Origin of the sequence: Mangrovimonas sp. DI 80, assembly GCF_001975575.1 — a bacterium.
Lineage (GTDB): Bacteria > Bacteroidota > Bacteroidia > Flavobacteriales > Flavobacteriaceae > Mangrovimonas_A > Mangrovimonas_A xylaniphaga.
Genome location: NZ_MSDT01000002.1, coordinates 315,717 through 342,367 on the forward strand (window position 1 = coordinate 315,717; position 26,651 = coordinate 342,367).

The window sequence follows — 26,651 nt, forward strand, 5'->3', positions numbered from 1 at the left end:
GGTTTATAGGTGTATTATTACAATTTCCTTCATTGGTCTTGGCAATGACCTACGCCTTACATTTAGCAACAATTTAGCTATTTAATTGTTTGAAATTCGTGGTATAATGGATATTTTTGAAAGTAATAAACGTACTGCACATGATTAACTACATCACTGAAACCGTTGAGTATTTAAAGGAAAAAGGATTTGACGCTCCCGAAGTGGGTATCATCTTAGGAACTGGCTTGGGAGCCTTAGTTGACGACGTCACCATTTTAAAGGAAGTAAGCTATAACCACATCCCTAATTTTCCCACCGCCACGGTTGAATTCCATAAAGGAAAATTGATTTATGGAGAACTGGAAGGCAAAAAAGTAGTGATCATGCAGGGGCGTTTTCACTTTTACGAAGGCTATTCGTTACAAGACGTTACGTATCCGGTACGCATCATGGAGAAACTGGGCATCCACACCCTTTTAGTTTCTAATGCTTCTGGTGCCATCAATCCTGAATTTAAGAAAGGTGAATTGATGCTCATTACAGACCATATTAACTTGTTGGGAAATTCTCCATTAGCGTTTAAAGGAGTGTCACAATTAGGAGAACGTTTTGCCGATATGAGCCAACCCTATGATGAAGAATTGAACAATACCCTTAGAACTTTGGCACAACAACATAACATTAAATTGAACGAAGGTGTTTATGCCAGTGTATTGGGACCACAATTAGAAACCAAGGCCGAATACCGTATGTTGAAGATTTTAGGAGCCGATGCTGTTGGTATGAGTACCGTTCCTGAAATTATTGTGGCCAACCATTTAAAATTACGTGCGGTGGCTATTTCTGTCTTGACTGATGAAGGTGATCCGGACAATCTACAGCCTGTGAATATTGATGATATAATTGCCACAGCCGCTTTGGCCGAGCCCAATTTAATTGTCCTTACCAAGGCTTTTATAGCTTCTCTTTAGTTCTCTTACATTGAAAATAAATCCAAAGAAAATACTCAGGCGATTTCTACGCATCCTTCTGGGGCTGGTAATATTATATTTTGCCACTTTGACCTTTTTATACTTTAAACAGGAACGTTTTTTCTTCAATCCTAAACTTTTGGACAAGGCCTATGCCTTTAAGTTCAAACAACCTTTTGAAGAGTTAAATATTGAAGTGGAAGACCATATTTCCTTGAATGCTGTCTTGTTTAAAACCCCTAATCCAAAAGGTGTTATTTTGTATCTGCACGGCAATGCCGGAGCCATCCATGATTGGGGAAAACGGGCACCACTTTACTTAGGTAATGGTTACGACATTCTGTTTGTGGATTATCGAGGCTATGGAAAAAGTGATGGGGAATACACTAACAGCGACCAACTTTTCAACGATGTGCAAAAGGTCTACGACTTTACCAAAACACATTATTCTGAAGATAACATTGTAGTATTGGGCTTTTCTTTGGGCTCTGGCCTAGCGGCTTACCTAGCAGCCAATAACCATCCAAAAATGCTCATCTTAAATGCTCCCTATTACTCTTGGCAAACCTTGATCACGGAAGAAATTGCACCACCCGTGCCAAAGTTTCTATTGAAATATGACATACCAACCTATCAATTCATCAAGGATATTAAGTGCCCTATTTACATGTTCCATGGCACTAAGGATTTCTTGATTAAGACTGAAACGAATTCTCAAAAATTACAGCAACTCAACCCCAACAATATTGAGTTGACTCTTATACAAGACGCCTCCCACAATAGCATTCACATTTCTAAACAGTACTACGACGCGCTAAAAAAGATCCTTTAGAGGATTAATTTGGCAATAAACAAATCGACTACTTCTATCACAATAAGAATGATGATGATCCACTCCAACCTACTGCTTTCATTGTGGTCCATGATATCTTTGAAAAGCTCCAAATTTTCTTTGATGATTTCAATGCGGTCGTGAATAAGGTTATAGCGATCCTTTAAATCGAAGGATTGTTTTAAGTCGTAGTTAAGTTTGTTGAGCTGTTCGTTTTCCCAGGTTATTATGGGTGCATCAAAAATATAGAGGTTTTCGGAAATCCTGTTTTTAATGTTCAGTACCTTCCCAATAAAGCGTTTCAATTTGTTTCCAGAAATGTCCAATTTACCATTGGTCTCCAAATATTGGGTATGCCTATTGGTTTCGATAAGCAATTCTTCGGTAATTTCAGAATAACGGTTTAAAGCCACAGATTGTGAAGCATTGAGCATGACCAACCGAACCATTTCACTATTGATCTCTGGAAGTATTACCTGCTCAAATTCCACCTTCAAAATTCCATCTTGAATAACCACTTCAACTTCTTCAGAGATTCTATCGTCCATGAAATCCCTACAGAAAGGTTTGATCTTCTCCAAAGCATCTTCAATTTCCTGTGAAGACATATTGAAAAAACTCACCATGCCATATTGGAAAATATAAAAGAATTTCGTTTCGGCAACACGATAGAACAGTTCATCGCTGTCTGAAAACAACAGTCGCCAACCCAACCTATTCCTACACTCCCTAATCTGAATAGCCGCGGCTATTTGGTAGGCAATTACAGTATACATTACTATTTAAAAATTTCGTCTGGATTTGTAAAACATTTAAACTCTACTGTGTAATCATTGGGATCCTTTATAAAAAACGATTGGTGCTCACCTGATTTCCCAGAGAGAAAATCTAGTTCGGATTGTAGCAGCACCTCCTTTTGACTTAATTTTTGGAACAGCACTTTCCATGATCGGCGATCTAATATCACTCCAAAATGAAACGAAGGCAATACCTGCCCTCCAAAACTGTAGTTTTTGTAATCAAAATTGAAGGGGCCACTTTTGGTAAAGGTAATTTGGTGACCAAACAAATCGATATCTACCCAATTCTGGGAAGAACGCCCAGCTTTGGCGCCCAATACGTCTGTATAAAACGCTCTAGTTTTACTAATACTCAAACAGGGCAATGAGAGGTGAAATTGAGTTTCCATAGACCATTGATTTATATAAATTTAGAGTATTTTTTGACACACAGTGCAGTTGCCAACAAAAAATAGACCTTAGAAAACACAAAAAACTTCTCTAAAACTAGGGATAAAAAAAGCTGCCCAAATTGAGCAGCTTCTTCTGTATTTTGAAATATTCCACCTTTTTGAAAGACCTTATTTCACAGATGAATTATGACGTTTTAATCCTCGTCGCTACTCTCGTCCTCTATCGGTAGCTCAGGATCTTGAACAGCTTCTGGATCATTGCTGTCGTAATCTTCATAATCATCTTCATCATAGTTTTCCATCGTCACGGCAAGCTTGGTACTTACTTTTACCAAGTACTTAGTATCCTCTGTTGACACCTCCACACATTCTACCCATTCATTTTTGGCATTCTTGAAAGATATAATTTGGTCGTCATCATATCCATCAGGATACTTTTGTACCAAAAGGGACAAAATTTCAGGGGTTAGCTTTTTAAAGTCAACTATTACACGTTTTCTATTGTCTTTCTTATTCATAATTACATGTCTAATAAATAGGCAAAAATTAGAGGTGCAACGATGGTTGCATCACTTTCTATTATATATTTTGGTGTATCGATATCTAATTTACCCCAAGTTATTTTCTCATTAGGAACAGCGCCTGAATAAGACCCATAACTGGTGGTTGAATCACTAATTTGGCAGAAATAACTCCAGAACGGGGTGTCTGTTCTTTCCATATCCTGATACAGCATTGGCACCACACAAATAGGGAAATCTCCAGCGATACCTCCTCCTATTTGGAAGAACCCAATTCCGTTTTCAGAATTCTCTGTATACCAATCGGCCAAGAAGGTCATGTATTCAATTCCAGACTTCATTGTACTGGCTTTCAACTCACCTTTAAGAACGTAGCTTGCAAAGATATTACCCATGGTACTGTCTTCCCAACCTGGTACAATAATAGGCAAATTCTTTTCCGCAGCCGCATACATCCAAGAATCTTTTAGGTCGATTTCGTAGTATTCTTCCAAGACTCCAGACAACAGCATTTTATACATAAATTCGTGAGGAAAATAACGTTCGCCATTGTCTTCCGCATCTTTCCAAATTTTATGAATATGCTTTTGAAGACGTCTGAACGCTTCTTCTTCTGGGATACAAGTATCGGTTACCCTATTCAACCCTTGCTCCAATAAATCCCATTCTTCCTGAGGCGTCAAATCTCTATAATTTGGCACTCTTTTATAGTGGGAATGTGCCACCAAATTCATGATATCCTCTTCCAAGTTGGCACCTGTACAAGAAATAATCTGTACTTTATCTTGGCGAATCATTTCGGCAAATATCTTACCTAATTCTGCCGTACTCATGGCTCCAGCCAAGGACACCAACATTTTGGCTCCCTTGTTTAATTGTTCTTCATAACCCTTTGCAGCATCTACAAGAGCAGCCGCATTGAAATGTAAATAGTACTTTTCAATGAACTGTGAAATATGTCCTTTAGTTGTCGTCGTCATTATCACTAAATTTAGAAAATTTATTTATACCTAAACTATTCTCGTTAAAATTATTATCAAAATCTTCATCAGCCTCGCTTCCTAAGAATTTGTAAGACAGCATTTTATAACACAAAGTCGCACTTAAAAAGTCCGAAGCTTTGCTATTTTCATTTGGACAAAGCCCTACAATATTAAAACCAACCACGTTGCGCTCTTCAAACACCTGTTTCAAGAATTCCAAGGTTTCGTACCAAAACAAGCCTCCTGGTTGTGGCTTGCCTACACTTGGCATAATGGAAACGTCTAAAGCATCCAAATCGAAAGAAATGAATACATTATCAGTTAACTGATCGACTACGTTGTCCATCCAGGCATCATCTACAGCCATTTCGTGGGCAAAGTAGATTTTTTCTTCATCCATTACGGAAGTTTCCTTGATATCCATAGAACGAATACCAACCTGAATCAAATTTGTATTTTGACTCGCTTCGTACATGGCACAAGCCTGATTGAATTTGGAACCATTGTATGACTTACGCAAAGAGGCATGGGCATCGATATGCAAAACCGTAAGGTTATCGAAAAGCTCGTTGAAAGCTCTAACACTTCCAATGGAAACGGAATGCTCCCCTCCAAACAAAGTTACAAATTTATTGCGCTTAATATACTTTTTTGTGGCTTCATGAACAGCCTCCACCACGGCTTCCGGAGAAGCATTTTCAGTTACGGGATTTGAAAGATAAATTCCTTGTTTGTATACTTCGGTATCGGTTTCTATGTCATAAAGTTCCATATGTTCCGAAGCATTCAAAAAGGCTTCAGGGCCTTTGTCGGCACCTGTTTGCCCAGTACTTGCACCCTCATAAGGTACAGGGATCAACACAATTTTTGAACTGTCTAACTTGGAATATTCCTCAGAAATCCCAGCATAAGATTTATTGCTCATGGTAACCTAAAATTTTAAGTAAGTCTTCACTTTTTTGTTGTTCACTAAATAATTTTGTTGTGATGTTGCCATCTTCGTCTTTGTCTATTAATATATGTTTTGGCGAAGGGATCAAACAGTGTTGCAACCCTCCAAATCCCCCAATGGTTTCTTGATAGGCACCTGTGTTAAAGAACCCTATATACAGCGGTTTATCTTTGTTGTACTTAGGCAGATAAATCGCATTCATGTGTTGTTCGCTATTGTAATAATCATCACTATCGCAGGTCAAACCACCAAGTAATACGCGCTCATAGGTATCGTTCCATCTATTTACCGGCAGCATCACAAAACGCTTATTGATGGCCCAGGTATCAGGCAAGGTCGTGATGAACGAAGAGTTGATCATGTTCCATTTTTCACGATCGTTTTGTTGTTTTTGATACAACACTTCGTAAACGGCACCTCCACTTTCACCAACGGTAAAGCTTCCAAATTCAGTAAATATATTAGGAACGTCTACTTCTTCTTCTTGACAGAATAAGTTGATTTGGTTAACGATTTCATCAACCATGTATTCGTAATCAAACTCAAATCCCAATGAATTTTTAATTGGGAAACCACCACCAATGTTCAAACTGTCCAAGGTTGGACAAACTCTCTTCAGGTTAACATATACCTTCAAACATTTAGCAAGCTCGTTCCAATAGTAGGCATTGTCGCGAATTCCCGTATTGATAAAGAAATGCAACATTTTTAGCTCTACCTTCTTGTTATCCTTGATCTGCTTGTTGTAAAAAGGCACAATATTTTTGTAGCCAATCCCTAATCTAGAAGTATAAAACTCAAATTTTGGCTCCTCCTCAGAGGCAATGCGTATTCCAACTTTATACTTCCCCTTGATTTCTTGGGAAAGCAAATCCAATTCTTCATAATTATCGATAATTGGAATACAGTTTTTGTGACCTTCATTGATCAATCTTGCAATATTGGTAATGTATTGTGCTCGTTTGAACCCATTACTGATCACATAGGTCTTGTTGGTAATTTTCCCTTCCTTTTTTAGGGACTCCACAATATCAATATCAAATGCCGAAGAGGTTTCAATATGAATATCATTCTTCAAAGCCTCGTTCAACACATGTTTAAAGTGCGAACTCTTGGTACAGTAACAATAGTTGTACTTGCCCTTGTAATCATGCTTTTTAATAGCAGCAGCAAACCACTGTTTGGCCTTGTTAATATTATTTGAAATTTGTGGTAAATAGGTGAATTTTAATGGAGCACCATAGGCCTCCACCAACTTCATTAAATCTATATCGTGAAACTGCAGGTTGCTTCCTTCCAGTTTAAATTCTTCTTGCGGAAAATAAAAGGACTGATTGATTAAATCAATATATTTTGTATTCATTTTTTATTTTAAAGTTTAAAGGTGTGAATTATGGTCTAATTCAATATTAAATTAAGAATAAAAAAAGAATATCAAAGCTGTAATTGAGCTTCGGTTGTAGGAATAAAGCCATAACAATGTTGGCTCACCAGAGGGTTTCGGGCGGAAGTTAGCTTTAAAATTCGGATACTCATCTTATGAGTTACTTTTGAATATGACTTCCTAATTTTCAAAAGCCCGAACATAAAAACAGTACTCATTTGTTCAGCTATAAGAAGTACAAATGAAATATAAAATTTTGAATTAAAACCCTTTTTTTAGAAAAAATTATAAATTTTTAACTACATCATTTTCAGGAGATTAACCTCCTGTTCCGAAAGATGTTTCCAATGTCCTCTAGGAAGGTCCTTTTTGGTAAGATGCGCAATGGCCACACAGTCAATTTTAATAATATCGTAACCCAAATGATCAAAAATTGTTCGTATGATGGTATTACCTGTGTTCTTGATTTTTAGACCTATTTGGTTCTTGCTCTGCCCTTCGATATAGCTTACTTCCTCAACAGCTACAAGCTTATCATCAATCTTAAGGCCTTCTTGAATTTTTTTCAAATCTTCGAACTTCAAGTTCTTGTCCAAATCGATTTGAAACAACCTTGACACCCCATTTTTGGAGTTGGTAAATTTCTTTACAACAGACTCATCGTTGGTAAACAACAACAGCCCTGTAGAGTTGCGTCCCAAACGCCCAATAGGCTTCACTCGTGAAGAAGTAGCGTTGGCCACCAAATCCATTACGGTCATTCCTTTGGAGTTACTTGTAGTAGTAGCAAACCCCTTAGGCTTGTTTAAAAGTACGTAGGCTTTTTTCTCTGGATTAATGCGGGCGCCATCAAAGCGTACCTCATCCTCCAATTTCACTTTATAGCCCATTTCTGTAACCACTTTGCCATTTACAGTAACCAATCCCATAGCAATGTTCATATCGGCATCGCGTCTAGAACATATTCCTGAATTGGCAATATATTTATTGAGCCTAATCTCATCTGGATTGGAAACAGTGTTTGGTTTGGATTGCTGCTTTATTGGTGCATTGCCTCTTGCATAGCTCTTTTTGTGGCTAGTTCTTCCACCTCTTCCTGAAGGTCCTCCCTTTTTATCACTCCCCTGTTTTCTGCTCATGGTTACTAAATTTTACTTTGCAAAGATAGACGATAATTGTTTGCTTAAACAATTAAAGTGATTTTATCCAAAACCAAGGAAATATCAATAAGAGGAATACTCACAACTCCAGCTAATATGATAACCTTCAAAATGTTATGCAAAATCAAATATTGCAATTTGGAATGCGAGCGCCATAACAATAATTGAAAGACCATAAGCAGTGCCAAACTGAAATAAAAAAAGTAGCTCATTTTACCTATTTGAAACTTATAGATAAGCAATAATGCAGGCACCAAAGTCAAAATTCCCAAGGCCGTCAACATCAATTTGGAAGCCTTTTCACCATACACAATTGGGATGGTATGGTAGTTTTGTGCCAAATCGCCTTTAATGTTTTCCAGATCCTTGGTAAGCTCCCTCATGGATATGATCAAAAACAAAAACATGGCATGGACAAAGATGACATGCTCGAAGTTTTTATAATATATAAAAATCACGAAAAAAGGCGTAATGGTAAGTACAGCAGACGTTAAATTCCCAATAAAAGGCAAACGTTTCAACTTATGTGAATACAGCCAAATGGCAAAAATATACACCGAAAAGAACAACACTGCCTTAAACGACACATAGCTAGCCAAAATCACTGCGATAAAATTAAGGACGAAGTAAAATGACAATTTGGTATTTTGACTCACCAACTTATCCAGCATAGACTTTTGCGGACGGTTAATCAAATCTTTTTCAGAATCGTAAAAGTTATTGATAATGTAGCCACCGGCAATCACCGCTGAAGAAGCCAATACCAACATCAACAAATTCACATCGAAAATAACCTCCTTGACAGACTTGTCGTGGGCCAGAATGTAGATAGAAGCCAAGTACTGGGCTACAACCATCATCAAGATATTGTAACCTCGAACTACAGAAAACATGCTAAAAAACTTTAGCAGGATATGTTTTTGTTTTCTGGATAGCATTAAGGGCTCTGTTTAAAAGTTATAAACAACCTCCAGCTTATGTCCCTTAAGTGCCTGTTTCGCCTTTTCTAAGTCTTCCGTAAATCCAAGAATGTAGCCTCCGCCACCAGAGCCACATAATTTGAGGTAGTAATCGTTGGTTTCAATCCCTTGTTTCCAAAGGTCATGGAACTGTTTTGGGATCATCGGTTTAAAATGATGCAGAACCACCTTAGACAATTGCTTGGTGTTTTTGAACAAAGATTTAAAATCACCTTTCAAGAAATCCTCCACACAGGCATCGGTATGTTTAATGAACTGATCTTTGATCATGTTTCTAAACCCTTCCTGCTTCATGTTTTCCATGAAAATCTGCACCATAGGCGCGGTTTCCCCAATAATACCACTATCCAATAAAAACACAGCTCCCTTTCCATCGGTTTTCTGCGACGGAATTCCAGTAGCTTCAATATTGTCTTTGGAATTGATAAGAATTGGTAAGCTCAAATAACTGTTTAAAGGATCAAGTCCAGAAGATTTTCCGTGGAAAAAGGATTCCATTTCAGAAAAAATAAGTTTCAGCTTTAAGAGCTTTTCTCTGGTTAAATTTTCAAGAACCGTAATTTTATCTTGGGCATACTTATCATAGATAGCTGCTACCAAAGCGCCACTACTCCCTACTCCATATCCCTGAGGAATGGAAGAGTCAAAATACATCCCGGCATCAATATCCTTTTTTAACGTTTCCAGATCAAAAGTTACCAAGCCTGAAGCCAACTGCCCCAAGAACGTTACAAAGTCGCGTAGATTTTGATTGGATTTTTTAGAAGCTTCGGTTGGCACATCGGCCACTTTAAGAGCTCCGTTGTAAAAGTTATAAGGTATTGATAATCCCTTGGAATCCTTGATGATTCCATATTCTCCGAAGAGTAATATTTTAGAGTAAAATAGAGGTCCTTTCATTCGTTTAATGAAAAATTATTAATGCAAAGTTAATAATTAAAGTTTAGATGATTTTACTATACTCACCAACAACCTTAACAGTTCCTGAGATTTAAGCTTAAATTTATCAAATTCTTTTGAATCCAAATAATTTGTGGCGTGTAATAAATCCAACCAATAATCGGTTTCATTGGCTTCTTTCAAGCTAATCGACATTTTATTGGTGAAATCTGCCTTACTTTGAGCAAATTCGGCCTCCCGCACATTCGCCCCTATAGATGTTGCCGACTTTAAAAGTTGCCTTGACATGACAAATTCCTTTTTCTCAGTTGTCAATTCTTGATACAGATTCACTATTCCTACAGCAAAGTCGAAGCTTTTCTCTTTGATAGGGTTGGGTTTCATATGGAATAATTTTAAGTCTAAACTAAGTTTTGTCCCTTAAATTATTCATTTTTCACCTTTAATTATCAATTAATTTGGCGCCAAAACCAATTTGGTCGCAAATATATTGCTCATTTTGACAATAGCCAACCAACTCGTCCTTAATAAATTCCAAAATATGGGTTGCTTCTGCTTTTGGATACAATACATGTACATTAGCACCAGCGTCCAAGGTAAATCCTATGTGAAGGCCTGTTTTTTCCCTAAAAGCCCAAATCTTTTGGATGATTTCAAGCGTATTTGGTTTCATCAAAATGAAGTAAGGCATGCTCGTCATCATCATGGCGTGAAGCGTAAGCGCCTCACTTTCTATGAGGGCAATGAATTGCTTTAAATCGCCAACTTCCAGAATCGGCTTTAATTTTGCTAGATTCTCATGTGCTTGTTCAAAACGCTGTGCCGCAAAAGGATGACCATGCATCAAATTGTGTCCAACCGTACTGCTCACCTGTTTTTCACCTCGATCTACCAACAAGATCGTGTCTTGGTATTCCTTAAAATTATCGTGAACTGTATATGGATACTTTACACCAAACAAATCGGTACTACCTTCAACCGTTTCGTTTTCTCCCCAAACAATCAAATCGCCTTCTATACTTCTGCAGGCACTTCCCGATCCCAAACGCGCCAAAAAAGAGGCTTTGGCTTTAAACTCTTCCTCTGAAATTTCAGGATTCAATTCCCTCTCTATACTCATAAGGCACAATGCCAAGGCACTCATACCACTGGCCGAAGAAGCAATCCCAGAACTATGCGGAAACGTATTGGAGGTTTCTATCTTAAATTGAAAACGCTTTAAAAATGGCAAATAGCTTTCTACTCTCTGAAAAAACGTAGCAATTTTCGGTTTAAAATCCTCCTTTTGCTTGCCATCCAAAAACACCTCAAACTCAAAATCATCATGATTATCTTTGGCTGTATATGTAAGGGTGGTAATGGTTTTACAATTGTTCAACGTAAAACTGATGGATGGATTCTCCGGAATTTGATTTTTCTTTTTCCCCCAATATTTCACCAATGCAATGTTACTTGGCGACTCCCAAGTCACCTTCCCATTTGCTACTTGATTACTGTATGGCTTTGGGATAAAATCGTTTGCTGTCATTTGCTCATTTTATGCCGACAAAGATAACAACTTTAGCATAGTTTTATAGTTTCTTGCTGTGGCAGTAACCTTTAATTTCCGTTCAAAGAAATTATTACTGTATTTGACTCTTCCATAACCTGTAGCACAATAAAAATAGATGCAATCTCCTATTATGACAAATTCTTCATTGGGATAGGATACTTGCGAAGCTTCCGCTACCAATGTTTCATCCGGGGTTTCAAATAGCAAGGTGAAATAGCCGTTTTGTTTTTTCTCTTCGGAAAAAGGGCAAGCATCAAAAACGCTTTGCAACTTCCCAGGTGATACCACCAAAACAGGGACCTCAAAACCGAACTCCGATTGAATGGCAGATTGAATTTTCTCCTGCAAATTCAAAAGATTGGCTTCTGAAGACTTAAAAACCACATTCCCGCTTTGAATATACGTTTGCACTTCTTCCAAACCGGAAGCGGTTAGAAGCTCCCTCAATTGAGCCATGGGAACTTTTTTCTGTCCGCTCACGTTAATCCCTCTTAATAATGCAATGTAAGTGTTCATGATGACATCGCTTTAGATGCTAAATAAGCTCCAGTCCAAGCATTCTGAAAATTGAAACCACCAGTAACAGCATCAATATTCAACACTTCCCCTGCAAAAAACAGTCCCGGAAACAACTTGCTTTCAAAGGTCTTAAAATTGACTTCTTTCAAATCTACACCTCCAGCCGTTACAAACTCATCTTTAAACGTGCTTTTGCCATCTACTTCAAAAACGGCTTTGGTAAGTTGTGAAGCCAATGCGTCCAATTGTTCCTTATTCAAATCGGCCCAACGGGTATCAGGATTGATATTGGCAGTCAACACCAACTGTTGCCACAAACGTTTGGGCAATTCATATTGCGCTAATTTATAGACTGTTTTTTTTGCTAAGGACTGCTTCAAATCCTTTAACATTGCCAAGCAGTCTTCAAAAGATTGTTTTATAAAATTGACTTCTATTTGAAATTGATAGTTCTTTTCTGCCAACTCAAGGGCCCCAAATGCCGAGAGTTTTAAAATTGAAGGCGCACTCATGCCCCAATGGGTAATTAATAAAGGCCCTTCGCTTCTTAAATAGGAATCCAAAACAGTTACCTCCACATCCAAAGCTACGACTCCAGGGATGTCTGCAATGCGTTTATCTTTTATATTGAAAGTAAACAAAGAGGGTACCGGAGCAACCACAGTATGTCCTAAGCGCTCCAAAAGTTTCCAAAACTTCACGCTGCTTCCTGTGGCTATCAAAAGTTTATCGCAAGCGAAGTCCATTTCTTTAGTTTGAACTTTAAAACCTTCCATTTCACCATCAATACTCTTTTCAACATCCAAACTGGTTACGTTTTGACTGTAAAGCACTTCAATTCCGTATGTTTCAGCTTCTGATAAAAAACAGTTGATAATGGTTTGTGATGAATCGGAAACTGGAAACATTCTTCCGTCCTCTTCAATTTTAAGTTCCACACCACGTTTTTCAAACCACTCAATGGTATCGCCAGTCATGAATTGATGAAACGGCCCCAAAAGTTCCTTTTCACCCCTAGGATAATTCAACACCAATTCCTGCGGAATGAACTCTGCATGCGTAACATTACACCTACCACCTCCAGACACTTTTACCTTTTGAAGTCCTTCCTTATTTTTTTCCAGAATGCAGATTTGCAGCGCAGGATTTTGCTCTGCAATATTGATGGCAGCAAAAAAACCAGCTGCGCCACCTCCTATTATTATGACGTCGAAATGCCTCATTTTTTTAAAGGACGCATTAAACCTTCTTGCGCTACAGAAGCCACCAATTTACCATCTCTGGTGAAAATATTCCCTTTAGCAAACCCTCGGGCATTGGACGCATTTGGAGACTCAATGGCATAAAGCAACCAATCGTCAAAATCGAAATCCCTAAAATACCACATGGAATGATCCAAACTAGCCGTTTGGGTATTCCCCCAATGGGCCTTACTGGCATGCCTGTTCATAGCGGCAGCCAAAATATTATAATCGGAAATATAGGTTAGGATCTGCTGTTTTTGAGACAAGTCCAAGTTGGAACTGTCTCCCTTCAGCTTGAACCAAACATTGGTGGAAGGTGGCAAATCCTTTTTATTGAATGGGTCTACAACCTCAACCGGTTTAAATTCTACAGGCCGCTCAATTTGCAAAAAGCCTTTAGTTCTTGGCGGAATGGCTTCACCAAACTGCTCCAACATATCACTCCAACTCAACAATTCCTCTGGCTGTTTAATATTCTTAGGAATTTCAATTTGATGATCGTAACCTTCCTCCTTTTTATGAAAAGAAGCCGATAAAATAAAAATAACCGTTCCGTTCTGGCTAGCTGTAACACGTCTTACCGAAAAACTTCCACCGTCCCTCATACTACCAACATCATAAGTTATGGGCAATTCCAAATTACCAGCTTCCAAAAAATAGGCATGCATGGAATGCAATACCCGTTGATTAGTAATAGTTCGATATGCAGCATTTATGGCCTGAGCCAACACCTGACCTCCAAACACATTGGGACTCCCTACAGTTTTACTGAGACCTTGAAATTGGTTTTCAGAATTAGAATCTAAATGAAGTAATTGTAATAAGTCGTTTACTGAAGTCATACGATTGGCTTTAAAGACACCCACAAAGGTCTTAAAAATTACGCAAAACCCTACAATTATGTCTTAGACTTCAGCCGGGATGTATGCATTTGTCTTAATTTGGACAATTTTGGAGCAATCACAAAACTGCAATACCCCTGATCGGGATTGTTACGATAATAATTCTGATGGTAGTCCTCTGCTTTATGGAATGCTTGCAACTCGGTAATTTCAGTTACGATAGGAGATTCAAAATACTCCGCCATATCTCGCAACACTTCCACCGCTATTTGTTTTTGACGGTCGTCGTGATAAAAAATCACCGAACGATACTGCGTGCCAACATCAGCGCCTTGTTGGTTCAAAGTTGTTGGGTTGTGAGTGGTCATGAAGACTTCCAAAAGTTCCTTAAATGAAATTTTAGAAGGATTGAATGTTACTTGCACCACTTCGGCATGCCCCGTCAAACCAGAGCAGACCTCCCGATAGGTTGGAGTTCCTGGAACGGTTCCACCCATATACCCTGAAACAACGGCCTCAACGCCATCAAGCTCCTGAAACACAGCTTCGGTACACCAAAAACATCCGCCACCCAAAGTGGCTATTTCATATTGATTATTATTCATTCTATAATTTCACATACTCCCCCACCTTTTACCTAGGCCACTTTACATTAAAGCGATAACATTACAGCCTTTCCAATAACACCGTATCAAAATTGGAATCTACAGTTACTTTTCCAGATACAACCGTAACCTCTTGATTTGAATAAAAATCATATAAGGTTTCACCCTCTGCAAAGATATTTGACACATTCAATTCCTTTGGTCCTTTATTCAAATAAATGCCAACAACCACCTCATCATTAAGCCCATCTTTCGAATAGGTTCTGGCAAACACATAAGGTTCTTTGGATAACATCTGGTGTGTTCCAGCTCCTACTGCAGGATGATTTCTTCTGAATTGCCCCAATTTTTGCCAATGAGCTAAAATAGTTGCTGCCTTAGGATTACTTTGTAGGTCTTCCCAATTCATAAAAGACCTTAAAGTAGCATCACCCATGGTCCCTTCAATCACTAAAGGTCTTGCCAATTCATCCCCATAATACACTTGGGAAGCTCCTGGGCACAACAGCAACCTATTGGCTGTCTCAAAAGGTTTTTCTCTCTTTGGATCGAACGGCTGAGCGTCGTCATGGGAACTCATATAATTGAGTATACTGTAACCTTTTAAAACAGAATTCAAGCTATCTGAGTACTTTTTGAACATACTCTCATAGTCCATTTGCTTGGCATTCCATTTGGCTTCAAAATTGATTAGACTATTAAAGGCATGATCAAAGTAGTTCACTTTTTGATCTCCAAAATCGAAGTATTTTCCACCACTAATCCCGTAATTATAAACCTCTCCAATTAAATAAAACTCATTATCATCCAACACTTTTTCTGGATGGTTCATTCTCCATTGAGCAAAGGCATAATCGCATTCTTTTTTAAATTCTTGCCAAACATAAGGCTCGGTGTGCTTTACAGTATCCACCCTATAACCATCAATCCCGAATTCGGTAATGTAATCGGTGAGCCATTTCATGATATAAAACCTCGGTGCTCTTGGATGACCTGTTCTTTCAAAAAAAGCATCCAACTCTGCCACTTCTTCTTCATAACGCCCTTCGGCCTTCCACTTTTCTACAAGCTGCGGAGGCAACTCTACATTATCATTGCTCTCCGTTCTGATATCCGGAAGGTTGGCTACCAAAGTACATTCAACAGTAGTTCCATAATCTTTATAGGAACATTGCGGATTGGTTCTCACCCAAGTATCTGGCCAAACAGGATCCATATTTGTCACTGGCCCCGTATGGTTAATGACAGCATCCAACAAAATACGAATACCATGTTCGTGAGCCACCTTTACCAATTCATGCAAATCTTCCTTGGTTCCAAAATTAGGATCCAAAGCCGACCAATCTTTGGTCCAATAACCATGAAATGCATAGGTAGTTCCGGTACCTTCATTATTACTTCCATGTATCTGCTCCACTATAGGAGTCATCCAAATGGCGTTAATGCCCAAATCTGTAAAATAGCCTTCTTCTATTTTTTGGATGACACCTCTCAAATCACCTCCTTCAAAACCACGAAGAAAACCAGTAATATTGTTACGACCAAAATTGACATCGTTTGAAGGGTCGCCATTATTGAAACGATCGGTCAATAGGAAATAGACATTGGCCGCTTCCCATACAAATGGAGCTTCGGGCTTTACAGTTAAAGTCTCAACTTTTTTCTCTTGACAATTCATCATTAAAATTGATAGACCTAAGATACATAGAAAGTGTTTCATAAACTACTGTAATTTAAGAATAAAAGACTGTAATGGTTTCAATGGAATTCTTGCCGTGGCACTGGAATCCGAGACATGCAATGTCGTTTCAAAATCATTATAAAGTTGATCTTTCAAATTGTAATCACCCGCTTGCAATTGCCATTTTTGTATAACAGACTCTGGTAATTTCAAATCGAATTCCGTACCGAAATAAGGATCAAAATTAGAGACAATTATCAATTTTTCATTAGCATTCCAACGCGCAAAAGAAAATTGTTTCAAGCCATAGTGCTCGGTATGATGGGTATTGTAGGTATGTAATTCTTCATATTCCCCCATTAAAGCGTCACTGGAAATAGTAAAATTCAGCAAGCGCTTGTAAAAATCACGCAATTCCAGCTCTTCAGGTGTCGACTTGCCTCCATCAAATTGTTTGTCGTTTACCCAACGCCTCAGGGTAGGGACACTTCCATAATCAAAAATGGAAGTTCGGGAAGGATCCCCAAAACCTAAATCTTCAGCTCCAGGCTCTCCAAATTCCTGACCAAAATAAATCAAGGTTGGAGACGTACTGATGGTTGCGGATAGCACCATCGCAGGTTTTGCCTTTTGGGCATCTCCTGCAAATTCAGGGCTCGCAATACGCTGCTCGTCGTGGTTTTCCAAAAAGTGCAACATATGGTGTTCTATGTCGGACAAGTAGTCTTGAATTGGCGGAATATTATCGGTTTTGCCATGACCTTGCATGATATGCTTCAGGGTATCATACAACTGAACCTTGTCATACAGATAGTCCATTTTCCCTTTATGGATATAAGCTCTGTATAAATCTGGATTGTATACTTCTGCCAATAAAAATGCTTCAGGGTTTTTCATTTTTATTGCTGAATTCATATAGCTCCAGAATTCCACTGGAACCATTTCCGCCATATCATATCTAAAACCATCCACTCCCTTTTCCAACCAATACAAGGCAATATCCTTGAATTTCACCCAAGAATCCGGCACTGTTTTATCTTTCCAAAATTGATAATGTGCTTTGTAGTCGTGATTTTCGAAACCCTCCGGCAACTCGGGAAAATCCTTGTGTCCATCTGGACTTACCCCATAATTTATTTTTACAGTTTCGTACCAATCGTGAAAATTGGGCTGCGCCAAACGCGATCCATTTCCAGTCCACTTGGCTGGGTTTTCATCAAACTTCCCATCTGCCAAAGGATTGGGCTGTCCTCCCAAAGGCTGATAATTATTCTCGGGAACTGGCACTTTAAAAGCTTCACCCGGGATGTAATAAAAATTATTGTTAACGCTGTAAGCTTTTGAAGTATCATCCTTAGCTCCGAAACTTTCTACTCCCTCAGGATTTGTGATGCTTTGGTAATTTCTTGCCACGTGATTTGGCACGATATCGATGATGAGTTTTAATCCATTTTTATGTGTACGCTCAATTAAGGCTTCAAATTCTTCCAAACGTTTGGAAACATCTTCTGCCAAATCAGGATTCACATTATAGTAATCTTTCACGGCATAAGGAGAGCCGGCACGACCTTTCACCACATCGGGATCGTCGTTGGATATTCCATAAGCGGTATAATCGGTGATGACATCATGGTGAGGCACGCCGGTATACCAAATATAGGTCACCCCTAAACCCTTAATTTCCTGAAGGGCTTTATCTGAAAAGTCATTAAATTTTCCAACACCATTTTCTTCAATCGTTCCCCAGGGCTTGTTGGTAGCGTTGGTATTCCCAAAGAGTCGTGTAAACACTTGATAAACGACTTCTTTTTTAGGGGCATCAACTGAAATTGGTTGTGTTTCATTTGTCATAGGAGTCTCTGTTTTTTCCTTGCATCCCAAAACGAGAAGAAGCGCTACTGCAAAATAACATAAACGACTGAAAATCATAACCACAAAGTATTTTAAAATGTATTTAATGTTGATAAAAGCAGCATTCCCTTTGCAGGTAATGTTACATTTCGTTCCCAAACTATTGTTTCTTTGGAAAGAATGTTTGTTATAGATTTCCCTTCAAGTCCTAGTTCTGCAAAACGATCCAAGCCAATAGTTTGCGCCGTGTCGTTTTTATTAATGATTAAAACTACAGTTTCATCCCCAAAGTTTCTGGACAGTAAGTACACACCATTTTCAGGAGCAAAATGCATGGTACTTCCGTCATGGATCGCCTTACTTTGCTTGCGATAATTCATTAGGGATTTTACAAACTGCTGCATGTCTGTCTTCTCAGCAGACAGACTATTTCCTGTAAAGGCATTCACTGCATCAGTATCCCACCCCCCAGGAAAATCTGTTCTAATCAGTCCATGATCATGAGGTTTGGCTGTGTTCTGCATTAAAATTTCTGTACCATAGTACATTTGAAACGTACGAGGCATCAAAGCCATGTAAGCTAAAGCCATTTTGGTGTGCGGAATGTTTTCCTTTAACTGTGTGAACACACGATCCATATCATGATTATCTGGAAACACCATTATGGATTCTGGATTGGTATAGACGAAATCGTTGGCCAGTCCTTCATACATTTTCACCAAACCTGTTCCCCAAGTTTCTTCTTCATTCAAAGCTTTCACAATGGCTTCCTGCATAGGAAAATCCATCGTAGATTTTAAATGTGATTCGTAGCCTTGCTTATTAGGTGTTCCAGTTTGCCAATATCTTACCAAGAGAGGATTGACGCTCCATTCTTCCCCAACAATATTTAAATTAGGGTATTCGGTCATGATGGCACCGGCCCATTTCCCCATAAATTCCTTATCGGGATATGGATACGTATCCTGTCTGAGGCCTCCCAACTGAAGGGTTTCTACCCACCAAATGTTGTTTTGGATGATATAATTAGCCATGAAAGGGTTGCGCTGGTTCAAATCTGGCATTGCAGGTACAAACCAACCTTCGCTCATTTCCTTTTTATCAATTTTGGAGGCGTACAAATCCTGATTGGTCGTACGTCTGTGATTGGAGTTTTTCACCTTTCCAGTAGTCTCATAAGCTTCTTGTTGGTTCACCCAATCCTTAAAAGGTAAGTCCTTCATCCACCAGTGGTAACTTCCGCAATGGTTCGCTACCATGTCCATGATGAGTTTCATCCCCTTTTGAGATACTTGTTGTGAAAGTGTTTTGTAATCATCCAAAGTCCCAAACCTTGGGTCTACCTCATAAAAATCGGTTATGGCATAACCATGATATGAAGATTCTGGCATATCGTTGGTCAACAAGGGCGTTGGCCAAATGGCGGTAAAGCCCATGCTTTCTATATAATCCAAATGCTGAATAATCCCTTCAATATCCCCTCCATGTCGACCATAATCGTTTTTACGATCGATGATTTTTTCATTCATATTGGCACGCACATCATTAGATGTATTCCCATTGGCAAAGCGATCCGGCGTAATCAAGTAAATGGCATCACTGCTGTTGAAACCTTCAAATTGCTCCGAAGACTTGTCACGTTGTTTCAGTTCATAAGTGATGCGTTCCTTTTCCTTTCTGCCATTTTTAAAGACGATATCAAAACTCCCTGCTTTCACCGAAGGCGCAATGTTCAAATCGATAAACAAATAATTGGGGCTATCGGCTTTATGGACTTTAACAATGGAAATTCCCGAAGCTTCTACACTTGGTGTAAGCTCACCAACATCTGGTCCCTTCACCAATAATTGCACGGATGGGTTTTTAAAACCTACCCACCAGTTGGGTGGTTCCACCCTTTCAATTTGAGCATTTGTAAAAAGACTCAGCCCAAGAAAAGCACCACAAATAACTGTATGCTTTAGCCTTCCAAAAAATATCCCCAACACTTGTTTCATGATTCTTATTTAATCTCTGTTATACTAATGGCAAAACCTCCTCCTGGAGCAGAATACTGCGTCAATTTAGATTTACTGGTCACTTTTTTAGCCTTAATCGTGTAAGCCTGTGGGTTGGTTTTGTAATGAGCATCTTTAGCATCGGCATAAATAGTGGCCAAATATTTTTTTCCATCTTCTAGAAAATCCAATTTGATGTCGGCTGTTCTGCCGTCCACGCCGTTTACATTTCCAACAAACCAACTGCTACCCCCTTTTTCTTTTCTTGCAATGGTGATGTACTCTCCAGGCTCGGCCTCCAGATACACACTTTTCTCCCAATCTATAGCCACGTCTTTTATAAATTGAAAAGCATCCATAAACTGCTTGTAATGTTCTGGTAAATCGGCAGCCATTTGCAACGGACTGTACATGGTAACGTACAATGCCAATTGGTTGGCAATAGTACTATTGACATGCGATTGATTGGCAGGATTAAGCTTACTGATGTCCATTTCAAAAATACCTGGAGTATAATCCATCGGTCCTCCAATTAAACGCGTGAATGGTAAAATGGTCACATGGTTAGGTTTTGAACCTCCAAAAGCTTGGTATTCGGTTCCTCTTGCCGATTCATTCCCAATTAAATTAGGCCATGTTCTACACACTCCTGTAGGCCTCACGGCCTCATGAGCATTGATCATGATTTTATGTTCCGCTGCCTGTTCCAAAGCATATTGATAATGGTTAACAATCCACTGGTTATAGTGGTTTTCCCCTCTAGGCAAAATATCTCCCACATAGCCACTTTTTACGGCTGTATACCCATGGTCGTTCATAAATTGATACGCTTGTTCCATATGGCGCTCGTAGTTACGAACCGATCCTGAAGTTTCATGATGCATGATCATTTCAACACCTTTGGATTTGGCATATTGATGAATGCCCTCCACATCAAAATCAGGATATGGGGTTACAAAATCGAAGACATAATCCTTCGACTTTCCAAACCAATCTTCCCAACCTTCGTTCCAACCTTCCACCAAAACGGCATCAAAACCATGCGCAGCAGCAAAATCAATATAATCTTTAACATGCTTCGTGTTGGCGGCATGAGTTCCATTAGGCGTTGCTTTGGAAAAATCGGTTACGCCCAACTGCACTGCAGGGTAATCATTGGTGTAGGACCAAGAACTTTTACCCGTGATCATTTCCCACCAAACACCAATGTATTTCACGGGCTTAATCCATGAAGTATCCTCAATTTCACAAGGGTCGTTCAAGTTCAAGGTAATTCTTGACGCCAAAATATCTCTTGCATCATCGCTTACCATCACTGTACGCCAAGGCGTATTACAAGGGGCCTGCATATAGCCCTTGTCCCCATTGGCATCTGGCGTTAACCAAGATTCAAACACCAAGTTTTTATCATCCAAATTCAAGTGCATACAGGAATAATTGATCAAGGCAGCCTCATGAATATTGATATACAAACCGTCATCGGTTTTCATCATCAAAGCTGTTTGAACACCTGTTTTAGAAAACTGTTCCTGTGAAGCGTTTCCTGTTACAGCTGCATCAAACTTTCCTCTGATTTCAGATAGTCTTGATTTAGTATAATCGTATTCTTGGGTATCATAATCTCCAGGAATCCATAGCGCGGTATGGTCTCCCGCCATTGCAAATTGGGTACGTTCTTCCTTGATGACGAAATACACCAAATTTGGCTGCGATGGAAATTCATATCGAAAGCCCAAGCCCTCATCAAACAAACGAAAACGGATGCGCATGGTGCGATCCGTTTCGGTTTGCTTTAGAGTTACAGCCAATTCATTATAATGGTTTCTAATGGTTTGTTCCTCACCCCAAACAGGTGTCCAATTTTCGTCAAAAGTTGCTGTTTCGGTATTTACAATTTCAAAGCCATTCAACAAGGATGCTTTATCATCCTTGAGCTCCAAGCCCAAACTACTTGGTTTTACAACAGCCTTGTTTTTATAGGACAATTGATAGGTTGGCGTGCCGTTTTGTTTTAACGAAAATTCCATTTCCAAGGCCCCATTTGGCGATTGGAGCATCTGGGCCCAAATGCCCTGAAAGGCCAAAAACAACACTAAAAATAATATACTAACTCTCTTCATCTTTTTTCCTTTAATACCGATTCTTTACTTTTTATTCCAAACTCTGGGCTATCCCAAAGTTGTTGTAGTTCCTTTTGTTACTGTAATTGCTTGATCATTCACCAAAATGTCCAAAGTTTCACCCGTTTCCAATTCAAAGCTTGTTTGCTTTTGGGATACATTCACTTTCAAAATTTGATGTCTGAAGTTGACTTTGAAAGAATAACTGGTCCATTCCTTAGGAATTTTCGGTTCAAAGAACAACTTGTCTTCCTTCACGCGCATCCCTCCGAAACCTTCCACAATACTCATCCAGGTCCCTGCCATGGACGTAATGTGAAGTCCTTCGTGAACTTCTTTATTATAATCGTCCAAATCGAGACGCGATGTTCTCAAGTAAAAGGTATAAGCCATTTCCATTTGGTCCAATTTTGCAGCTTGAATGCTGTGCACGCATGGCGACAAGGAGCTTTCGTGAACCGTAAAAGGCTCGTAGAAATTAAAATGACGTTCTAATTCTTCTGTAGAAAAATGGTCTTCAAAAAAGTAGAACCCTTGTAAAGTGTCCGCCTGTTTGATATAAGGTGAACGCAAGATGCGGTCCCAAGACCATTTTTGGTTAATTGGACGCTCGGATTTATCCAAATCGGCAACCGTTATCAATTCCTTATCCAAGAAGCCATCCTGTTGCAAATATACTTGGTGCTCTTCGGAATATGGAAAATACATATTGCCAGACACATCTTTCCAAGCTTTTAGTTCCTCAGCTCCCAATTGGACTTTGTCCATGATTCTGGAATAATCTTCGGCATACTCGCTTTTTACCTTTTCAATGTTTTCCAAAGCATAATTAATACACCATTGCGCAATGTAATTGGTGTAGAAATTATTGTTGACATTGTTTTCGTATTCATTCGGACCTGTTACGCCCAAGATGACATATTTATTTTTCGCTGTTGAAAAGGTCGCGCGTTGATGCCAAAAACGGGCAATCCCAATCAATACTTCCAATCCTTTTTCTGGAATGTAACTGTAATCGCCAGTATATCTGTAATAGTTAAAAATGGCAAAGGCAATGGCTCCGTTACGGTGGATTTCCTCAAAAGTGATTTCCCACTCATTGTGGCATTCCTCTCCATTCATGGTTACCATAGGATACAAAGCCGCTCCATTTGAAAAGCCTAATTTCTCAGCATTTTCAATGGCTTTATCCAAATGATGGTAACGGTATTCCAACAAGCTCCTCGCTACATTTTGATCTTTGGTAGCCATGTAGAACGGGATACAATAAGCTTCGGTATCCCAATAGGTACTACCTCCATATTTTTCACCGGTAAATCCTTTTGGTCCAATATTCAAGCGTGCATCCTTCCCTAAATAAGTATGGTTCAATTGCAAAATATTGAAACGGATTCCCTGTTGTGCTTTTACATCGCCTTCTATGGTGATGTCGGCCATAGCCCAAATATTGGCCCAAGCCTCTTTTTGTTTTGCCAACAAACCTTCAAAACCTAAATTATACGCCTCTTGCAAGGCACTTTTGGCTGCGGCAACTAAATGGGTTTTATCGTGATTTCTATCTACCACATAACCTCCCATTTTATTGATAGTAAAGGTGTCATTTGCCTTTACATCTGAAGCGTATTCAAAACTGATTCTGGTATCGTTTTGAGAAATGTTTGGGGTTAAAGCAAGTGCTTTTCCATTTACCAAACATTGCGATTCCATAAACGTACAGGTATGGAATTGCGTTTTCATTGTGTGAGCCTCTACGAAGGCTTGTACGCCATTGTGGGTAATGTTGGTAATGTTCCAAAATTTGTCATCCCAGTTGGAATCTTCATTGGTGATTCCTGCATCCAAATAAGGTTCAAAAACAATAGTAACATCCTTATTGAGTGGTGTCACCGAATAATTGATGGCACCCACTTCATCTAAATCAAGACTTAAAAACCTTTTGGAAGCCACCTGTACTTCCACTCCATTTGGAAGTGTTGCCGTAAAGGATCTAGATAACCAACCTTCTTTCATGTTCAGTTCCCTAATAAAATCCTTCACTTCTGTACAAAGGTGTAAATCCAAAGCCTCGCCATCCACATACACATTAATCCCTATCCAATTAGGAGCATTCAATACTTTGGCAAAATACTCTGGATAGCCATTTTTCCACCAGCCCACACGGGTTTTATCAGGATAATAAACCCCAGCGATATAGCTGCCCTGGAATGTTGGACCGGAGTACTGCTCTTCAAAGTTGGCACGTTGGCCCATGGCTCCATTTCCAATACTAAATAAACTCTCTGAGGATTTAACGCGATCTGGCTCAAACCCTTCCTCAATAATGGACCAATTGTCTGGTTTTATATAATCTTGATTCATTTTTCAATTAGTTCTTTAATAAAATCTGTTGAGATTTCTGTAAAATCATTAAATACATAATCGGCATCTCCCAATACCGTTTTATCTCCTATGCCAATGGCAATCATTTGGGCTGCCTTGGCCGCCTCGATTCCTGCCGACGCATCTTCAAACACTATGCAGTGTTCAGGTTCTATTCCAAGAGCTTTCGCCCCTTTCAAAAACACTTCTGGATTTGGTTTTCCTTTTACCACATGGTTACCATCCACAATTTGATCGAACTTTGAAAGCAAATCGACCTTTTCCAAAATAACCGTAGCATTTTTACTGGCCGAGCCCAAGGCAATTCCCTGTTTGTTCTCGATAAGGTAATTGAGAACTTTAGGAACGTCCGGTAGAATTTCTGAAGCATTCATCTGCTCGATGTAGTTCAGGTAATCGGTATTTTTGGAATCCATAAGTTCCTTGAATTCTGCTTCGGAAACCGTTTTATTGCCCCAAGCCAATATCTTTTCCAACGATTTTACACGACTCACTCCTTTCAATTGTTCGTTTTGTGTTTCGGTAAAATCCACGCCAATACTATTGGCCAACTTTTTCCAAGCCAAAAAATGGTATTTTGCAGTGTCTACAATTACACCATCTAGGTCGAAAATAAATCCTTTCTTATTCATTTGCTGTTTCTATTATTTCATCCACATCCTTTACTCTTCTCACTAAAAGTGCCGCAATTAAAAAGCTCACTCCACTAGTTACCAAAGCCAACATGGCATTTTCGTTGTAAAAATATTTTACGATAGGTCCGCCTATAAAGGCATTAATAATTTGAGGGATTACGATAAAGAAGTTGAAAATCCCCATATAAACTCCCATTTTTCTAGCAGGGATAGACCCCGCCAAAATGGCGTAAGGCATTGCCAAGATACTAGCCCAGGCAACTCCTACGGCCACCATTGATAATATCAACCAATATTCATTTGGAGAGAAATACATTGATATTAAACCAATTCCTCCAATAATTAAAGAGATTACGTGAGTTCGCTTCCTACCAATTCTTGCCGCTATAACGGGTAAAAAGAAGGCGAAAATTGCAGAAACCAAATTGTACACCCCAAATAGCACCCCTACCCAGTCACCTGCATCTTGATACGCTTCACTATGCGTATCGCTAACCGGTAATCCGTAAATATGATGTGCTAAAGCTGGGGTAGAAAACACCCACATTCCAAAAAGACCGAACCAAGAGAAGAATTGCACCCAAGCCAATTGCCTCATAGTTTGAGGCATTTTAGCAAAATCTGTAAAAATATCCATCAAGCTGGATTTTTCATCTTCAGGGATTTCTGCTTCATCTGACATTAGGACTAATTCCTCGGGAGAGTATTCTTTGGTTCTAAACACCGTAATAAGGACACTTCCAACCAAAATAGCCGCCCCTATTCCAAAGGACAGTAATAAGTGAAGTGGCACACCACCATCATTTCTGGAATTGGAAACCCCAAATAAGTTAGTAAGCGCATAAGGCAACCATGAACCAACCACAGCACCTATACCTATTAAAACTGTTTGAATACTGAACCCTAAGGTTCTTTGATCTGTTCGAAGATTGTCTGCAACCAGAGCGCGAAACGGCTCCATGGCTACATTAAAAGAAGCATCCATGATCATCAACATTCCAGCACCTACCCAAATGGCAGGCATAAATGCGGTGAACATATCTGCATTAGGCATTAAAACCAACCCCAGTGCAGCCAACAAAGCCCCCACTAAAAAATAAGGTCGCCTTCGACCTAATCTAGTCCAGGTTTTGTCACTATAGTGCCCAATTATGGGTTGAACAATTAATCCGGTAAGAGGTGCTACAATCCAAAACCATGACAATTCGTGAACGTCTGCTCCGAAAATTTGTAAAATCCTACTGGCATTGGCATTTTGAAGGGCAAACCCCATTTGAATTCCGAGAAACCCAAAACTCATGTTCCAGATTTCCCAAAAGCCTAATACACGCTTTTTCATTTAAATAGTACATTTTAATTGATACTATTT

At 39.2% G+C, this 26,651-nt stretch carries 24 protein-coding genes; 2 read left to right on the forward strand and 22 right to left on the reverse strand.

Annotated features, from left to right (window positions below; genetic code table 11):
- Positions 1 to 140 precede the first annotated feature (140 nt).
- Together BKM32_RS02030 and BKM32_RS02035 are read left to right on the forward strand one after the other, a co-directional pair.
- Positions 141 to 953: a purine-nucleoside phosphorylase gene (locus BKM32_RS02030; RefSeq protein ID WP_076662336.1), complete on the forward strand. Its 813-nt coding sequence runs from the start codon at positions 141 to 143 to the stop codon at positions 951 to 953.
- Positions 954 to 1,041: 88 nt separating this feature from the next.
- Positions 1,042 to 1,785, forward strand: coding sequence for an alpha/beta hydrolase (locus BKM32_RS02035; RefSeq protein ID WP_253187375.1), 744 nt, complete (start codon positions 1,042 to 1,044; stop codon positions 1,783 to 1,785).
- On the opposite strand, the gene BKM32_RS02040 is transcribed toward BKM32_RS02035, so the two are convergent.
- The 22 genes from BKM32_RS02040 to BKM32_RS02145 form a co-directional block, all read right to left on the reverse strand.
- Positions 1,782 to 2,561, reverse strand: coding sequence for an RMD1 family protein (locus tag BKM32_RS02040; RefSeq protein WP_076662338.1), 780 nt, complete (start codon positions 2,559 to 2,561; stop codon positions 1,782 to 1,784). The genes BKM32_RS02035 and BKM32_RS02040 overlap by 4 nt on opposite strands.
- Positions 2,562 to 2,563: 2 nt before the next feature.
- Entirely contained in the window at positions 2,564 to 2,974 is a 411-nt protein-coding gene (locus BKM32_RS02045; RefSeq protein ID WP_076662339.1) for a VOC family protein, read from the reverse strand.
- A gap of 197 nt (positions 2,975 to 3,171) precedes the next feature.
- Complete coding sequence (locus BKM32_RS02050; RefSeq protein ID WP_076662340.1) at positions 3,172 to 3,495, reverse strand: hypothetical protein; 324 nt, start codon at positions 3,493 to 3,495, stop codon at positions 3,172 to 3,174.
- 2 nt (positions 3,496 to 3,497) lie between these two features.
- Positions 3,498 to 4,478: a deoxyhypusine synthase family protein gene (locus BKM32_RS02055; protein WP_053976160.1), complete on the reverse strand. Its 981-nt coding sequence runs from the start codon at positions 4,476 to 4,478 to the stop codon at positions 3,498 to 3,500.
- Positions 4,462 to 5,406: an agmatinase gene (gene speB / locus BKM32_RS02060; protein WP_076662341.1), complete on the reverse strand. Its 945-nt coding sequence runs from the start codon at positions 5,404 to 5,406 to the stop codon at positions 4,462 to 4,464. Before speB ends, BKM32_RS02055 begins: the two co-directional genes overlap by 17 nt.
- Positions 5,396 to 6,796 (reverse strand): arginine decarboxylase, encoded by a 1,401-nt coding sequence (locus BKM32_RS02065; protein ID WP_076662342.1) that lies wholly within the window; start codon positions 6,794 to 6,796, stop codon positions 5,396 to 5,398. Before BKM32_RS02065 ends, speB begins: the two co-directional genes overlap by 11 nt.
- Positions 6,797 to 7,116: 320 nt before the next feature.
- Positions 7,117 to 7,956 carry a pseudouridine synthase gene (locus BKM32_RS02070; protein ID WP_053976163.1) on the reverse strand — a complete coding sequence of 280 codons (840 nt, stop codon included), beginning with the start codon at positions 7,954 to 7,956 and terminating at the stop codon, positions 7,117 to 7,119.
- Positions 7,957 to 8,000: 44 nt separating this feature from the next.
- On the reverse strand, positions 8,001 to 8,915 hold the full coding sequence (locus tag BKM32_RS02075; protein WP_076662343.1) for a geranylgeranylglycerol-phosphate geranylgeranyltransferase: 915 nt from the start codon (positions 8,913 to 8,915) through the stop codon (positions 8,001 to 8,003).
- Positions 8,916 to 8,927: 12 nt separating this feature from the next.
- The gene (locus BKM32_RS02080) at positions 8,928 to 9,857 is read right to left on the reverse strand and encodes a mevalonate kinase (RefSeq protein ID WP_053976165.1); all 930 of its coding nucleotides are present in this window, start codon (positions 9,855 to 9,857) and stop codon (positions 8,928 to 8,930) included.
- A gap of 36 nt (positions 9,858 to 9,893) precedes the next feature.
- Positions 9,894 to 10,241 carry a four helix bundle protein gene (locus tag BKM32_RS02085; protein WP_076662344.1) on the reverse strand — a complete coding sequence of 116 codons (348 nt, stop codon included), beginning with the start codon at positions 10,239 to 10,241 and terminating at the stop codon, positions 9,894 to 9,896.
- A 58-nt stretch (positions 10,242 to 10,299) separates the two neighbouring features.
- Positions 10,300 to 11,385, reverse strand: coding sequence for a diphosphomevalonate/mevalonate 3,5-bisphosphate decarboxylase family protein (locus tag BKM32_RS02090; RefSeq protein ID WP_076662345.1), 1,086 nt, complete (start codon positions 11,383 to 11,385; stop codon positions 10,300 to 10,302).
- Between the two features lie 9 nt (positions 11,386 to 11,394).
- Entirely contained in the window at positions 11,395 to 11,925 is a 531-nt protein-coding gene (locus BKM32_RS02095) for a DUF1697 domain-containing protein (protein WP_076662346.1), read from the reverse strand.
- On the reverse strand, positions 11,922 to 13,151 hold the full coding sequence (locus BKM32_RS02100) for an NAD(P)/FAD-dependent oxidoreductase (RefSeq protein WP_076662347.1): 1,230 nt from the start codon (positions 13,149 to 13,151) through the stop codon (positions 11,922 to 11,924). The genes BKM32_RS02095 and BKM32_RS02100 overlap by 4 nt, the downstream gene beginning before the upstream one ends.
- Positions 13,148 to 14,014: an acyl-CoA thioesterase II gene (locus BKM32_RS02105; RefSeq protein WP_076662348.1), complete on the reverse strand. Its 867-nt coding sequence runs from the start codon at positions 14,012 to 14,014 to the stop codon at positions 13,148 to 13,150. Before BKM32_RS02105 ends, BKM32_RS02100 begins: the two co-directional genes overlap by 4 nt.
- A gap of 56 nt (positions 14,015 to 14,070) precedes the next feature.
- A complete protein-coding gene (msrA, locus tag BKM32_RS02110) occupies positions 14,071 to 14,619 on the reverse strand; it encodes a peptide-methionine (S)-S-oxide reductase MsrA (protein ID WP_076662349.1) in 549 nt (182 codons plus the stop codon).
- Positions 14,620 to 14,680: 61 nt separating this feature from the next.
- Entirely contained in the window at positions 14,681 to 16,339 is a 1,659-nt protein-coding gene (locus BKM32_RS02115; RefSeq protein ID WP_076662350.1) for an alpha-amylase family glycosyl hydrolase, read from the reverse strand.
- Positions 16,340 to 16,342: 3 nt separating this feature from the next.
- Positions 16,343 to 18,151 carry an alpha-amylase family protein gene (locus BKM32_RS02120; protein ID WP_253187377.1) on the reverse strand — a complete coding sequence of 603 codons (1,809 nt, stop codon included), beginning with the start codon at positions 18,149 to 18,151 and terminating at the stop codon, positions 16,343 to 16,345.
- Positions 18,152 to 18,243: 92 nt separating this feature from the next.
- On the reverse strand, positions 18,244 to 20,148 hold the full coding sequence (locus BKM32_RS02125; protein ID WP_076662352.1) for a glycoside hydrolase family 13 protein: 1,905 nt from the start codon (positions 20,146 to 20,148) through the stop codon (positions 18,244 to 18,246).
- A gap of 5 nt (positions 20,149 to 20,153) precedes the next feature.
- Complete coding sequence (locus BKM32_RS02130; RefSeq protein ID WP_076662353.1) at positions 20,154 to 22,268, reverse strand: glycoside hydrolase family 97 protein; 2,115 nt, start codon at positions 22,266 to 22,268, stop codon at positions 20,154 to 20,156.
- A 48-nt stretch (positions 22,269 to 22,316) separates the two neighbouring features.
- Positions 22,317 to 24,626 (reverse strand): glycoside hydrolase family 65 protein, encoded by a 2,310-nt coding sequence (locus BKM32_RS02135; protein WP_076662354.1) that lies wholly within the window; start codon positions 24,624 to 24,626, stop codon positions 22,317 to 22,319.
- A complete protein-coding gene (gene pgmB, locus BKM32_RS02140; protein WP_076662355.1) occupies positions 24,623 to 25,279 on the reverse strand; it encodes a beta-phosphoglucomutase in 657 nt (218 codons plus the stop codon). Before pgmB ends, BKM32_RS02135 begins: the two co-directional genes overlap by 4 nt.
- On the reverse strand, positions 25,272 to 26,621 hold the full coding sequence (locus BKM32_RS02145) for an MFS transporter (RefSeq protein ID WP_076662356.1): 1,350 nt from the start codon (positions 26,619 to 26,621) through the stop codon (positions 25,272 to 25,274). The genes pgmB and BKM32_RS02145 overlap by 8 nt, the downstream gene beginning before the upstream one ends.
- Positions 26,622 to 26,651: the final 30 nt, after the last annotated feature.